This window comes from Bacillus luti, assembly GCF_009739945.1.
Classification (GTDB): Bacteria; Bacillota; Bacilli; order Bacillales; family Bacillaceae_G; genus Bacillus_A; species Bacillus_A luti.
On sequence record NZ_CP040336.1, the window covers coordinates 5,037,501 to 5,052,545 of the forward strand.

General features: G+C 37.4%; 15 protein-coding genes. All 15 read right to left on the reverse strand.

Annotated elements, in window-relative coordinates:
• Positions 1-315 precede the first annotated feature (315 nt).
• The 15 genes from lysS to tilS all read right to left on the reverse strand — a co-directional run bounded on the left by lysS (position 316) and on the right by tilS (position 14,847).
• Positions 316-1,815 (reverse strand): lysine--tRNA ligase, encoded by a 1,500-nt coding sequence (gene lysS / locus EUC40_RS25485; RefSeq protein ID WP_048526409.1) that lies wholly within the window; start codon positions 1,813-1,815, stop codon positions 316-318.
• 159 nt (positions 1,816-1,974) lie between these two features.
• Positions 1,975-2,973, reverse strand: a complete 999-nt coding sequence (gene dusB / locus EUC40_RS25490) for a tRNA dihydrouridine synthase DusB (RefSeq protein ID WP_000912269.1) — start codon at positions 2,971-2,973, stop codon at positions 1,975-1,977.
• A 23-nt stretch (positions 2,974-2,996) separates the two neighbouring features.
• Entirely contained in the window at positions 2,997-3,200 is a 204-nt protein-coding gene (locus EUC40_RS25495) for a helix-turn-helix domain-containing protein (protein ID WP_000387027.1), read from the reverse strand.
• Positions 3,152-3,667 (reverse strand): 2-amino-4-hydroxy-6-hydroxymethyldihydropteridine diphosphokinase, encoded by a 516-nt coding sequence (gene folK, locus EUC40_RS25500; RefSeq protein ID WP_001059452.1) that lies wholly within the window; start codon positions 3,665-3,667, stop codon positions 3,152-3,154. The genes EUC40_RS25495 and folK overlap by 49 nt, the downstream gene beginning before the upstream one ends.
• Positions 3,664-4,026: a dihydroneopterin aldolase gene (gene folB, locus EUC40_RS25505; protein WP_000358058.1), complete on the reverse strand. Its 363-nt coding sequence runs from the start codon at positions 4,024-4,026 to the stop codon at positions 3,664-3,666. Before folB ends, folK begins: the two co-directional genes overlap by 4 nt.
• The gene (gene folP, locus EUC40_RS25510) at positions 4,027-4,887 is read right to left on the reverse strand and encodes a dihydropteroate synthase (RefSeq protein WP_156576857.1); all 861 of its coding nucleotides are present in this window, start codon (positions 4,885-4,887) and stop codon (positions 4,027-4,029) included.
• A complete protein-coding gene (gene pabC, locus EUC40_RS25515) occupies positions 4,862-5,734 on the reverse strand; it encodes an aminodeoxychorismate lyase (RefSeq protein WP_071710658.1) in 873 nt (290 codons plus the stop codon). Before pabC ends, folP begins: the two co-directional genes overlap by 26 nt.
• Complete coding sequence (pabA, locus tag EUC40_RS25520) at positions 5,728-6,315, reverse strand: aminodeoxychorismate/anthranilate synthase component II (protein ID WP_000602302.1); 588 nt, start codon at positions 6,313-6,315, stop codon at positions 5,728-5,730. The genes pabC and pabA overlap by 7 nt, the downstream gene beginning before the upstream one ends.
• Before the next feature lie 5 nt (positions 6,316-6,320).
• The gene (gene pabB / locus EUC40_RS25525; protein ID WP_156576858.1) at positions 6,321-7,718 is read right to left on the reverse strand and encodes an aminodeoxychorismate synthase component I; all 1,398 of its coding nucleotides are present in this window, start codon (positions 7,716-7,718) and stop codon (positions 6,321-6,323) included.
• Between the two features lie 222 nt (positions 7,719-7,940).
• Positions 7,941-8,864 (reverse strand): cysteine synthase A, encoded by a 924-nt coding sequence (cysK, locus tag EUC40_RS25530; RefSeq protein ID WP_071710661.1) that lies wholly within the window; start codon positions 8,862-8,864, stop codon positions 7,941-7,943.
• Between the two features lie 112 nt (positions 8,865-8,976).
• On the reverse strand, positions 8,977-9,852 hold the full coding sequence (hslO, locus tag EUC40_RS25535; RefSeq protein WP_071710662.1) for a redox-regulated molecular chaperone HslO: 876 nt from the start codon (positions 9,850-9,852) through the stop codon (positions 8,977-8,979).
• 6 nt (positions 9,853-9,858) lie between these two features.
• Positions 9,859-10,647, reverse strand: a complete 789-nt coding sequence (locus EUC40_RS25540) for a type III pantothenate kinase (RefSeq protein WP_149178472.1) — start codon at positions 10,645-10,647, stop codon at positions 9,859-9,861.
• A 243-nt stretch (positions 10,648-10,890) separates the two neighbouring features.
• On the reverse strand, positions 10,891-12,792 hold the full coding sequence (gene ftsH / locus EUC40_RS25545; RefSeq protein ID WP_156576859.1) for an ATP-dependent zinc metalloprotease FtsH: 1,902 nt from the start codon (positions 12,790-12,792) through the stop codon (positions 10,891-10,893).
• Positions 12,793-12,877: 85 nt separating this feature from the next.
• Positions 12,878-13,420 (reverse strand): hypoxanthine phosphoribosyltransferase, encoded by a 543-nt coding sequence (gene hpt / locus EUC40_RS25550; RefSeq protein ID WP_000981842.1) that lies wholly within the window; start codon positions 13,418-13,420, stop codon positions 12,878-12,880.
• Positions 13,417-14,847 (reverse strand): tRNA lysidine(34) synthetase TilS, encoded by a 1,431-nt coding sequence (tilS, locus tag EUC40_RS25555; protein WP_071710664.1) that lies wholly within the window; start codon positions 14,845-14,847, stop codon positions 13,417-13,419. The genes hpt and tilS overlap by 4 nt, the downstream gene beginning before the upstream one ends.
• Between the last annotated feature and the right edge of the window lie 198 nt (positions 14,848-15,045).

Below are 15,045 nucleotides of genomic sequence, written 5' to 3' on the forward strand. Positions count from 1 at the left end.
AGTTTTCAAAGAACTTCTTTGTCGCTCAGAAGCGACTTTATTAATATAACATTTTGTTATATTTTCGTCAACAACTTTTTTTAATAAGTTGTTTTTCGTTTGTTTTGCTTGTTACCTTTCGTGGCAACGAATATAAATATACCAGTTCGATTATTAAAATGCAATAGTTTTTCTAATAAAATTTTTAACTTAGTAAAAAAGTATAAAAACAGCATATTTCTTCTATATAAATATAATTTTCCACACTATCAAGATTTACTATCTCCAGGTAACTCATATTCAAATAAAAAAAAGCTTCGGAGAAATCTCCAAAGCTTAGTCTTGTTTATGACGCATAGCAGGGAATAATAATACATCACGAATAGATGGTGCATTCGTTAATAACATAACAAGACGATCAATACCAATTCCTAGTCCACCTGTAGGAGGCATACCATACTCAAGAGCTTCGATATAATCATCATCCATCATGTGAGCTTCATCATTACCTTGTTCGCGTTCTTTTAATTGCGCTTCAAAACGTTCTTTTTGATCGATTGGATCATTTAACTCAGTGAATGCATTTGCATGTTCACGTGCAACGATAAATAATTCGAAACGATCTGTGAATCGTGGATCTTCATCATTCTTTTTCGCAAGTGGCGAAATTTCTACCGGATGACCGTAAATAAATGTTGGTTGGATTAATTTATCTTCTACTTTTTGTTCGAAGAATTCATTTATAATATGACCAACTTCCATTGTATCTTTAATATCTACATTATGTTCTTTTGCAAGTTCACGCGCTTCTTCCACACTCATTGGATTCCAGAAATCTGCTCCAGAATGTTCTTTAATTGCATCTACCATATGAAGACGTGTCCATTCTGGTTCTAGATTAATTTCATAATCACCGTATTGGATTGTTGTTGTACCTAGTACTTGTTTTGCAATATGAGCAACCATATTTTCTGTTAGTTTCATAATATCTTTATAATCAGCATACGCTTCATACAATTCAATCATCGTAAACTCAGGGTTATGACGAGTTGATACACCCTCATTACGGAATACACGACCGATTTCATAAACTTTTTCTAATCCACCCACGATAAGGCGTTTTAAATGAAGTTCAATTGCGATACGCATATATAATTCCATATCTAACGCATTATGGTGCGTAATGAAAGGACGAGCAGAAGCTCCACCTGCAATTGCATGCATCATAGGTGTTTCCACTTCAAGATAACCGTTGTCATCTAAGTATCTTCTCATTTCACGAATGATCTTACTGCGAGTAACGAATGTTTCACGGCTTTCCATACTTGTAATTAAGTCTAAATAACGTTGACGGTAGCGTTGTTCAACATCTTTTAATCCGTGGTATTTATCCGGTAGTGGACGAAGAGATTTCGTTAATAGTGTAAAGCCCGTTGCTTTTACTGAAAGTTCTCCAACGTTCGTTTTGAACACTTTACCTTCAATACCTACTAAGTCACCTAAGTCTGCTGTTTTAAATAATTCGTACTCTTCATCTCCAACAGCATCTTTACGAACATAAATTTGAACTTGTCCATGTAAATCTTGAATATGTGCAAATCCGGCTTTTCCTTTACCGCGTTTTGTCATGATACGACCAGCGATAGAAACAGAGATTTCTTTCTCTTCTAATTCTTCTTTAGAGAACTCTCCATATAAGCTTAATAAGTCATTTGTTGCATTTGTACGTTCAAATCGTTTACCGAACGGATCGATTCCTTGCTCACGTAAGTTATGTAGCTTTTCACGACGAACAAGCAATTGGTCGTTTAATTCTTCGTGGTTCATGTTATCCATGGTATTGATATCACTCCAGCTCTATTAATTTTTACAATATATACAGTATAGCATTTTCTACTCAACTAGAAAAACTGCCAGCAACTAACTGGCAGTTCTTCTTTCTTTCACGTAATTATAGGAAGTGTATAGAAGAATGTCAATCTTCCCTATCTATTATTAACCAACGTGAATTGTTTGTTGTTTTGCTTCTACTTCTTCTACAAACGCACCTAATACATTCGCAAGGTCTTCACGCGTATTACAAGCATTGATACCATTACGTACAGTTGCATTACCACGAATACCTTTTAAATACCAAGCTGCATGCTTTCTCATCTCTCTTACAGCGACATTTTCGTTCTTTAAATCGATAAGACGATCTAGATGCAACATACATACGTCAATTTTCTCGCGCACTGTCGGTTCCGGCATTAATTCACCCGTCTCTAAATACTTTACCGTACGATAAATCATCCACGGATCTCCAAGAGCAGCGCGACCAATCATAACACCATCTACGCCAATTTCATCAATCATACGCTTTGCATCTTGTGGCGTTGCGACATCACCATTTCCGATAACCGGGATATTTACAGATTGCTTTACTTGTTTAATAATATCCCAATCCGCTTTTCCTTCATACATTTGTACTCGTGTACGCCCATGAACTGCTACCGCTTGTCCACCAGCACGCTCAACAGCTTTTGCATTCTCGATTGCGAAAATATGATCCTCATCCCAACCAATACGCATTTTAACTGTAACTGGTTTTTTAACAGCATCTACAACTGCCGCTACCATTTCATATATTTTATTTGGGTCTAAAAGCCACTTTGCTCCCGCATCACACTTAACGATTTTCGGTACTGGGCACCCCATATTAATATCAATGATGTCTGCTGTCGTATATTGATCTACGTATTTCGCAGCATCTACAAGAGTTTCTTTCTCTCCACCAAAAATTTGTAAACTTAATGGCTTTTCTCTCTCATCGATGTATAACATATCTAATGTTCTTTTATTGTTCAGTAGTATTGCCTTATCACTTACCATTTCGGCACAAACTAGACCTGCACCAAATTCTTTTACTGTCAAACGGAATGCAGAGTTACACACTCCCGCCATCGGTGCTAATACAACCGGATTTTTCATCTCAATATTTGCGATCTTTAACACTCGATTTACTCCTTCCTTCATGGTCACTTTGGCATTAGCTCATCTATCGAGACCTTTAACGCTTTAGCAACTTCCACTACAAAATCTTGGGAAGGCGATCGATTACCTCTCTCAACTTCACCTAAAACAGATACAGATACCCCTAATTCTTTTGCAAAACCTTCTTGCGTATAACCTTTTAGCTTTCGAAAAGCACGAATGCGTCTTCCCCATTTTTCTGCTTCCATACCGTTACTCCCTCTCGCCTTTTCATTTCTTCTACTTGTGAACGTGAAATGTCTTGTTTTATATCTTGATTAATCTCTAACAACGGAACGATAACAAAAGCTCTTTCGAACATCCGCGGATGCGGAACAATAAGATTCTCTGCTTCAATATTTTCTTGATTATATAGTAAAATGTCAAGGTCGATAGTCCTCGGGCCCCACCTGATTTCCCTTTTTCTTCCTAGGTTGTTTTCTACTTTTTGCGTTACTTTCAATAATTCTTGCGGTGATAAATTGGTAGAAATTTTTATAACTAAATTTAAAAAGCAACTTTGGTCAGTATAGCCAACCGGTTCCGTTTCATATACAGACGAAACATCCTCAACTTGGATATAAGGATTTTTATTTAGAAACTGAATCGCTTCAGTTAAATACGTATAACGCTCTCCAATATTTGAACCTAATGCAATGTACGCTATGTTATTCATGGACGTTCTCTCGTAATTTCCACTGCTACAGCGCGATAATGCCCAGGTATCGGCGGATCCGGTTTAATTACTTTAATTGTACAACGCAAAATACTCTCATATTGTTTCAATATATCTGTAGCGATATTTTCAGCAATACTCTCTACAAGCTTATACGTTCTATCTTCAACAACTTTTCTACACAGTTCGAAAAGTTCTCCATAATTGACCGAATGCTCTAAGTCATCACTTTCTCCCGCCTGTTTCAAATCCAATTCTACTGTTAAGTCGACTTTAAATCTCTGACCTAATTTATTTTCTTCTGGGAATACACCATGATAACCGTAAAACTCCATATCATGGATATAAATTTTATCCAATTACTTCGCCCCCTTACCAATCATCGCATCCATCATCTTAGCCATACGTGCCATTTCCTTCACATCATGAACACGAACAAACTCACAACCTTTTTCAATACCAAGACAAACAGTAGCTCCCGTTCCCTCAAGACGTTCCTCTACCGGTAAATCTAGCACATGCCCAATAAAGGACTTTCTTGAAGTACCTAAGAGAACTGGGTAACCTAGTATGTTTAACTGTTCTAAATTGCGCATCGCCTCTAAGTTTTGTTCAGGCGTTTTAGCAAAACCGATGCCCGGGTCTAAAATAATATTCTCATCTCGCACACCAGCATCTTTAGCAATTTTAATACTATCATGCAAATCGGCAATCATATCCGCCATTAAATTACGATAATTCATATTATCGCGGTTATGCATCAAGATGATAGGCACATTATAATGAGCTGCAACTTCAGCAATTTTCGGTTCCGCCTTCGCTCCCCAAATATCATTAATAATATGAGCGCCAGCTTCAATTGCTTGCTTTGCAACCTCAGCTTTATATGTATCGATAGATATAGGCAATTTCACCTCTTTTGAAACCGCCTGAATCATTGGAACAACTCGCTTAATTTCTTCTTCTACTGATACTTTAGCAAAACCTGGGCGAGTAGATTCTCCACCAATATCAATAATATGAGCACCTTCATCTCGCATTTCTCTGGCATGACGCACTGCAGCCTCTACCTCATTGTAACTCCCACCATCCGAAAATGAATCTGGCGTTACATTTAAAATCCCCATAATTAATGTTTTTTCATTTAAATTCAATGTATATTCACCGCAGCGTAAATCATAATCCCACTTCAAATTACACATCTCCTCTTCGTAATTCATTTCTGCTCCACAATTTCTCTCTCTGCATTTCATAAAGATTCATCAATCTTTTTGTAACCACTCCCACTTTACCCGGGAAATCTCGCCCTTCTATACGACAAAGCGGAATAACTTCTTGAATGGAGTTTGTTACGAAGATTTCATCTGCGGAAAGTAATTCATCTTTCTTAAAGAAACCTTCCTTCACTTCTATACCAAATTCCTCTGCAATCTTTATAATAAACGCACGAGTGATACCATTTAAAATCCCCGTTTTTAGCGAAGGTGTATACAAAATATTATCTTTCACAAAAAAGAGATTCGAAACAATACCCTCTGCAACATAACCTGCTTCAGTAAGGAAAATACCTTCCTTATTCACAACATTTCCAATTTCACGCTTCCCTAAAATGTTATTTAAATAATGATGAGATTTCAAGCGCAATGCCCCTTCCGGCGTATTGCGCACCTGCTTTAAAATAACCCCTTCTTTTTCCACTATATCTCCTGGGGCTGCTAAAGGTTTTATAAAAACAATAACAGACGGTTCTTCATACATTGCTGTTTGCAATCCTATTTCATCTATACCCGCCGACACATTAAAGCGTACGTACGCGTGTTCCAATCCATTCTGAACGAGTAAATTTTTCAAAATAAACATTACATCATCTTTTGTCATTGTCCATTTGATTTGCAATGTATCCAGCGCATCTATTAAACGGTTATAATGGTCATCCAACAAAAAAGGATGACCATTATAAATGCGAAACGTCTCAAAAACTCCAAGGCCATATAAATAACCATGGTCATAAGGAGAGATTTTCGCTTCACTCGCTTCTACATACTCACCATTTACGTAAATTAGCATGATGCCACACTAGGACTGTATTTACGAATAAAATTCTGTAGCAACTCTTTCCCATGAGAAGTCATAATAGATTCCGGGTGGAACTGCACACCTTCGATCGGCAATGTTGTATGACGAAGCGCCATAATTTCCCCTTCCGCCGTCCAAGATGTTACCTCTAAACAATCTGGTAACGTCTCTTTCTTAACAATTAAGGAATGGTAACGCGTCGCAGTAAACGGATTAGGAATATCCGAGAAAATCGTCTTTCCGTCATGATGCATAAGCGAAGTTTTTCCATGCATTAATCGTTCCGCACGAACAACCTCCCCACCAAACACTTGCGCAATGGATTGATGCCCAAGACAAACCCCAAAAATCGGAATCTTTCCAGCAAAGTATCGAATAACCTCCATACTAATTCCTGCTTCATTCGGACTACATGGACCTGGCGAAATCATTAAAAAGTCTGGTTTCATATTCTCAATATCTGAAATAGTCACTTCATCGTTACGTTTAACAACAAGCTCTTGTCCAAGTTCTCCAAGAAACTGCACTAAATTAAATGTAAAAGAATCATAATTATCAATCATTAATATCATTTCTCTCACCTAACCGTTTCTTCGCTACGTTCTTTTGCACGCCATAAAGCAATCGCCTTTTTTAACGACTCTTTATATTCATTCTTCGGATTCGAATCAATTACAATTCCCGCTCCTGCTTGTACATGCGCTTTTCCATCTTTAGCAAGAAGTGTCCTAATTACAATATTCAATTCTGTATCTCCAGAATAACCGATCCAACCGATTGAACCTGTATAAATCCCTCGGCGAACAGGTTCTAACTCTTCAATAATTTCCATCGTACGTATTTTCGGGGCACCAGTAATTGTCCCCCCTGGGAATACAGCCTTCACTAAATCAAAAGCATCTTTATCTTCTTCCACCTCACCACGCACATTAGAAACAATATGCATAACATGTGAGTATTTCTCAATTACCATAAATTCATCTACTTCTACAGTGCCATATTTACAAACACGTCCTAAATCATTTCGTTCTAAATCCACAAGCATGACGTGCTCTGCTCTTTCTTTTTCGTTCTCAATTAATTCTCTTGCCAATTCTTCATCCTCTTGCTCGTTCGCCCCTCTAGATCTCGTTCCAGCAATTGGTCTTGTGCTTACTTCGGTTCCTTGTTTCTTAATTAGCAACTCTGGCGATCCACTAACAATTTGAAAATCTCCAAGCTCCAAGTAACCCATATATGGAGATGGATTAATTTCACGAAGACTTGTATAAATTTCTAGCGGGTGTGTTTGTAACGTTCTTTCTTGTCTTGTCGACAAGTTAACTTGGAATACATCACCAGCACCAATATATTCTTGAATACATTCAACCGCCTTCATAAAGCTTTCTTCAGTAAAAGCAACTGCTTCACTTTTCTTTTCAGGGCACACAAACGGCATAGTCACTTCCGGCGCTTCTGTCGCCCAAAGAACCTTCCATTCATTTAATCGCTCTTTTGCCTCTTCATGCTTATCTACATAATGCGTAATAATCCATAATACTTTTTCTTCTTGATCATATACAAACACATCATCAAATAACAAAAAGAATATATCAGGTATATTAATGTCATCCTCCGCAAGAGAAGGAAGTTTTTCGATGTAACGGATACAATCATAACTAAAGTAACCAATCGCTCCACCTTGGAAAGGCGGGTACTCTGGATTATAGTCCGTTTTCCATTTCTCCATATATTCTTGCATTAAATCTAATGGATTCCCTCGCTTTATTGTTTCCTTACCACTTTCGCTTATATGTAACGTTTCATCCTTCCCTTGGATTACCGCTACCGGATTTAGCCCCACAATGTTATAACGGCCGCCACGTCCACTTTCTAACAAAATATGTTGCGGCTTATCCTGAGAAAGAAATTTATATTGTTTAAAAAAGTCTAACTGATATGGAATAGAAAGCGCTAAAGATTTTCTTCGTTGCATATCAACACCCCGTCTTCTTTTATCCCACCCTCTTAGATTAATCATTTCAAACTACATATGTTATGTATAGAGAATGATTAATCCAAGAGGGCTAGTGAAAATAAATTAATTATACTACCTCTTATTTTACATGAAGTTTTCTAGTCATTCACTCTTTTCCTATTTCCAATCCAAAAAGAAAAAAGCATCCTTTTTCAAGGATGCTTTTTCAATCACATTTAATTAGGATTCAAATTGATAAAGTGGTGTACTTAAATAACGTTCACCATTACTTGGGATAATAACAAGTACCTTTTTCCCTTCACCTAACTTTTTGGCAACTTCTGTCGCTGCATAAATAACTGCCCCTGAAGAGATACCGACTAAAATACCTTCCTCTTTAGCCACTCTTCTCGCATATTCGAACGCTTGCTCTGCCTTTACTTGAATGATTTCATCATATATTTCTACATCCAATGTCTCTGGAACAAATCCTGCTCCAATTCCTTGGATTTTATGTGGACCCGGTTTTCCACCAGATAACACTGGCGAATCCGCAGGTTCTACTGCATAAATTTTAATATCTTTATACGCTTCCTTCAGCACTTCACCAGCACCAGTAATTGTTCCACCTGTACCAATACCCGCAATAAACGCATCTAGTTGATCACCCATTTGTTCAACAATTTCTGGACCCGTTGTTAAACGATGAATTTCTGGATTCGATTGATTTTTGAACTGTTGCGGTATAAAGTAGCCATGCTCTTTCGCTAATTCAGTCGCTTGACGAATTGCTCCGCCCATTCCTTCAGGCCCTGGAGTCAATACTAATTCAGCACCGTAAGCACGTAATAAATTACGACGCTCCACACTCATTGTTTCTGGCATTACTAAAATTGCCTTATATCCTTTAGCAGCTGCTACCATCGCTAAGCCAATTCCTGTGTTACCACTTGTTGGCTCAATGATTGTATCGCCTTCTTTTAACAATCCTTTTTTTTCAGCATCTTCAATCATAGCTAATGCAATACGATCTTTAACACTGCTCCCCGGATTCATAAATTCTAATTTTAAGTATATATCTGCGCTGTTTGATTCTACGATGCGGTTCAACTTAACGATCGGCGTTTTCCCGATTAATTCTGAAACTGATTGTGCCACTCGCATTCCTGTCACTCCTAACACCGAGTATTTTTATTGGTTTTATCTATATTTAGATTTTGTCAGAAAATTCCCTGTTTGTCAATCTATTTGGAGGATCGCTCTCTTAATTCTCTTATTACAGATTCTCAATTAAATTTGTGATATCTTCTTTAGAGAACTTGTATCTCTCATTACAGAAATGACAATGAACTTCTGTCTCTTCCTCTTCTTCACGAACTTGCTCTAACTCTGTTTTACCTAAACTAATTAACACACTCTCAATACGTTCGCGCGAGCACGTGCAATTAAATTGAACATCCATCGTTTCTAATACTTTTACTTTATCTTCACCCAGCACTGCATATAGTAACTCTTCTGGAGAAAGACCTTGTTCGATCAACGTTGATACAGGAGGGATCTTTTGCAAGCGATCTTCAATGAATGAAATTGTTTCTTCCTGTGCACCTGGCATAATTTGAAGAATAAATCCACCTGCAGCTAATATGCTATCATCTCCATTTACAAGAACACCAACACCTACAGAAGAAGGCGTCTGTTCAGAAACTGCGAAATAATACGTGAAGTCTTCCCCTAATTCTCCGGAAACGATTGGGGATTGACCGATAAATGGCTCACGCATACCAATATCTTTAATTACTGTTACAAAACCTTCTGTACCTACCGCTTGATAGACACGTAATTTCCCCTGTTCTGTCCCTTCAAAATCAACATGCGGATTTGTTACATAACCACGTACATCTCCATTTGCATGAGCATCCACTAAGATAGGACCGATTGGGCCGTTACCTTCTACCTTAATCGTTAACTTTTGTTCGCCTTTTAACATCGCACCCATCATTGTACCTGCAGTCAAAGAACGACCAAGCGCCGCTGAAGCTGTTCTCCATGTATCATGACGTCTTTGCGCCTCACCTACTGTGTTTGTTGTACGTACACTATACGCACGCACTTCCCCATCAAACGCTAATGCTTTTACTAAATAATCTTTCATACGTATTTATTCACCTTTCTCATGCTGTAAATTTGCATTACGCTCATATAACATATATAAACCTTTTAACGTTAAGAATGGATCTACAACATCAATTACATTCGATTCTTCTGAAATTAATTTCGCCAATCCACCTGTTGCAATAACTTTCGGTTCTTGTTTAGCTTCCTCTTTCATACGCTTAACAATACCTTCCACTTGTCCCACATATCCATAAAGGATACCAGATTGCATCGCACTTACTGTATTCTTTCCAACAACACTACTCGGTTTTGTAATTTCAATACGAGGAAGTTTTGCAGCCCTACTATATAAAGCCTCTGCTGAAATCATAATTCCTGGCGTAATAACACCACCCATATAATGCTTCTCTTCGTTAATATAACAATATGTAGTAGCCGTACCAAAATCAACAATAATAAGCGGACTTCCATACAAATGGATTCCTGCTACTGCATTTACAATTCGATCTGCGCCTACTTCACGCGGGTTTTCATATTTAATATTTAGTCCCGTTTTTATTCCAGGTCCTACTACAAGCGGTTTAATTTTAAAATATTTTTCACACATGCGCTCTAAAGCGAACATAATTGGTGGTACGACTGAAGACACAATAATACCTTTCACATCTTCAAACGAAAGACCTTCATGCTCAAGCAACTGCTTTACAAGCATCCCATACTCATCTTCTGTTTTATGACGATCTGTTTCCATGCGCCAATGCTGACGAAGTTCCCCATCTTCAAACACACCTAACACCGCATTTGTGTTCCCTACATCCAATACAAAAATCATATTCTCACCACTTATCTTATTTAATCTATATTTGTGCAATATGTATAAAACTTATAAAAACATCATATCACACATACTTATATAATCATTTTTCTATACTCACCATTTTACAAAAAGATTGCTCTCCATTTCAATTTTTAATACTAGTTTTACTGAAATTACTTTATCCCATAAACCTTCAATGGTAATTAGATAAAATTTTAACAAACAAAAAAGGAGTGACCATCGTCACTCCTTCATTTCTTACTTATCTTCTGATTCTTCATCGTCTTTCTTCATGTTGATGTTTACTTTCACATCAGCTGAAGATGTTGGACGTTCTGGCAATCTGCCGTAATCACATAAATGATTGATCTGCTCTGCATCTAACGTTTCTACTTCAAGTAACGTTTTCGCAATAAGATCTAGTTTATCACGATTTTCAGTAAGAATTTGTTTTGCACGAGCATAACAATCTTTCATAATCGTTTGCATTTCCACATCGATTTCGTGTGCAATTGCATCACTATAGTTTTGTTCTGAATGGAAGTCTCTTCCTAAGAACACTTGACCACCTTGTGAGCTACCGAATTGCATTGGTCCAAGCTTGTCACTCATACCAAATTCTGTAACCATACGTCTTGCAATACCAGTCGCACGTTGGAAGTCGTTGTGAGCACCTGTACTTACTTCACCAAATACAATCTCCTCAGCTACTCGACCACCAAGTAAACCAGTGATTTTATCAAGTAACTCCGGTTTTGTCATGAAGTAACGATCTTCTTTCGGAAGCATTACTGCGTATCCACCAGCTTGACCACGAGGGACAATTGTTACTTTATGAACGACATCGGCTTCATCAAGAACGACACCAATTACAGTGTGGCCCGCTTCATGGAAAGCAACGATATTACGTTCTTTTTCAGAGATAACACGACTTTTCTTAGCCGGACCTGCAATAACACGATCCGTTGCTTCATCAATGTCACTCATATCAATTTTCTTCTTATCTTGACGCGCAGCTACTAAAGCAGCTTCGTTTAATAAGTTTTCAAGATCGGCACCAGAGAATCCTGGCGTACGAGTTGCAATTGCTCTTAAGTTGATATTCTCATCAAGCGGTTTATTACGAGCATGTACTTTCAGTACAGCTTCACGGCCATTTACATCTGGACGATCTACTGTAATTTGACGGTCAAAACGACCTGGACGTAATAATGCTGGATCAAGGATATCAGGACGGTTTGTCGCAGCGATGATAATAATACCTTCGTTTGCACCGAATCCATCCATTTCAACAAGTAATTGGTTCAACGTTTGTTCACGCTCATCATGGCCACCACCAAGACCAGCGCCACGTTGACGCCCTACTGCATCAATTTCATCAATGAAAATGATACAAGGAGCATTTTTCTTTGCATTTTCGAATAAATCACGTACACGGGATGCACCGACACCGACGAACATCTCTACGAAGTCAGAACCACTAATAGAGAAGAACGGAACGCCAGCTTCACCTGCAACAGCACGTGCTAGTAAAGTTTTACCTGTACCTGGAGGTCCCACTAATAGAACACCCTTCGGAATACGAGCACCAACTTCAGCGAACTTACGAGGATCTTTCAAGAATTCAACTACCTCAACAAGCTCTTGTTTCTCTTCATCCGCTCCAGCAACATCTCTGAAACGAACTTTTTTCTTTTCGTCATTATATAACTTCGCCTTACTTTTTCCGAAGTTCATAACACGGCTACCGCCGCCCTGAGCTTGGTTTAATAAGAAGAAGAATAAAATGAAGATAATGACAAACGGAATGATAGAAGTAAAGAACGTTACCCAAGCACTTGTTTCTTCTGCTGGTTGATACTTAACTTCAGCACCCTGCGCTTTATCATTAATTTTCTTTTGTAATTCCTCAGTATTTGGTGCATAAGTAACAAATTGTTCTCCTTGACTAGAAGTATTAAATTGTCCTTTTACTTCAAACACACCATTTTTCGGTTGAAGTTGCACATTGCGCACTTCACCTTTTTCTAGTTTAGTAATGAATTTATCGTAGCTAACTGGTGTCGTTTTTTGTGTCGAACCATTAAAATAACTCACGATTCCAATTACTACTAGGAATATCAGTAAATAAAAGATGGTATTACGGAAGATACGATTCATTCCTAACCTCCTCTCACGGCATAAACACTATAGTAAATCGTAACATAGAAAAACTTTCCTATACAATTGTAACGCCTGTATTTAATTAATTTGAGTAAACACTTGGTTTTAATACTCCCACATAAGGAAGATTACGGTACTGCTCTTTATAATCTAATCCATATCCTACAACGAATTCATGTGGAACAGTAAATCCAACGTAATCTGCTTTCAGATCAACCTTGCGGCCTGTTGGTTTATCTAATAGCGTAACAATTTTTACAGATTTCGCTTTACGATATTTGAATAGGTCTACTAAATAGCTTAGCGTAAGACCGCTATCAATAATATCTTCAACGATTAAAATATCGCGACCTTCTACAGAAGTATCAAGGTCTTTTAAAATTTTCACTTCACCTGTTGAAACTGTAGAGTGACCGTAGCTAGATACAGCCATAAAATCCATTTCAAGATATGTATCTGTTCGCTTTAATAAATCTGCCATAAATGGCATTGCGCCCTTTAATACACCAATTGCAAGAGGTACTGTATTTTTGTAATCCTCTGCAATAATTGCACCTAATTCGCGCACCTTTTCTTGTATTTGTTCTTCAGAAATTAATACTTTTTCGATATCTTGATTCATCATTTCATTATCCTCCCGGAAGACTCCTTGCTTTTGTAGTGAATAATCATATATTTATCCTTCTTTGCCATTTCTTTCGAAACAGCAAATGCAGATCGCTTCAACAAGGGTACCCAAATAATATTTCCACTTGCATCACAAACGACCGGCCATTCTTCCCTTTTTTCTTTTGGTACTTTCGCTTCGATAAAAATAGCTTTTATCTTTTTGGTGCCATTCATACCTTGTATTGACATGCGATCTCCATTTTCTCTAGAGCGAATACGAAGTGGATATGATATATCATTATACTTAGCAACAAATACTGTTTCATTCATGTTACTTGGTATATCTTCGCTCACCTCTGTTACAAGTTTATCACCGTTCGATAATGTAATTATCCCTGGTACTGATAAATCTTGCGAAAAAGGAGAAACAATTTCTTGTTTAAATCTAAAGCTACACTCCTCATATGTTCGGACAATTTTTAAATCACCTGGGAAATCAAGTGAACCCGAAGGTTGTGTCCGCTTAAAAAACTCAATCACTTTGTCAATATGTATAGAAGAAAGAGAAGACGGAATCTTATATTCATAAAGATAGTTTAATATTAGTTGAATCCCTCTCCTTTGTAAAGGCAAAGACATGGATTCGAAGGCAGGAATTGATAAGCTAATTTGTTTATCACTTTTTTTTGTAATTACTTTATTCATTTTCTCAAAAGCTAATTCCTGCAAATAAGCCTCATCCTCTTGCATCTGCACGCTAAATTTTTGAAATTTCTCATGCACTTGTGGATTTTCTTCTTTCAAATGAGGAAGGACATATTTACGTAATCGATTCCTTGTATATACTTCCTTTTTATTACTCGGATCTATACGGGGAATTACATTTAGCTTATTACAGTAATTAATAATTTCTTCCTTCGTTACTCCAAGTAACGGCCTAATTAAATATCCATTATGAAAAGGACGCTTCACTGCAATTCCTGCATACCCTTTTGGAGTACTCCCTCGCATAAGGCGCATTAAAATTGTCTCTACTTGATCATCTCCATGATGCCCAAGAGCTACATATCTCGCATCATATTTCTTCATTATTCTTTCCAAAAATGCATATCTGCATTCTCTAGCAGCAACCTGCGCATTCATCCCGTATTGCTGTTGATATTGTGACACGTTAATCCTTATCGTTTCACAAATAACTCCCAGCTCTTTACAAAGATTCTGCACAAACTGTAGGTCCTCATGAGATTCATCTCCTCTAAACATATGGTCTACATGCGCTACTACAATTTCCAACCGCTTTGCCTCTCTTTTTTCTAACAAATAATATAAAAGAGCCAAAGAGTCAGGACCACCAGAAACTCCTACAACAATTGTTGAACGTTCCTTTAATACATCGTGCTGCTTTACAAAGTCATCTACCTTTTCAACAAATGTATCTTTCAACTTCGTAATCACCTTTCATTAAACAAGAACAGCAACGTTAGTTGCCTTGTCTATAATGGTACAACTTTTACAAACATTGTGCAAAAAAAGATATACAAAAATTACATTTTTATCTTACATCCTTCGTGCATATTCATAAAAATAATACCATTACCTTTTAAGGCAAAAAAAACCTAGGCATTTACCTAGGTTTTTTGT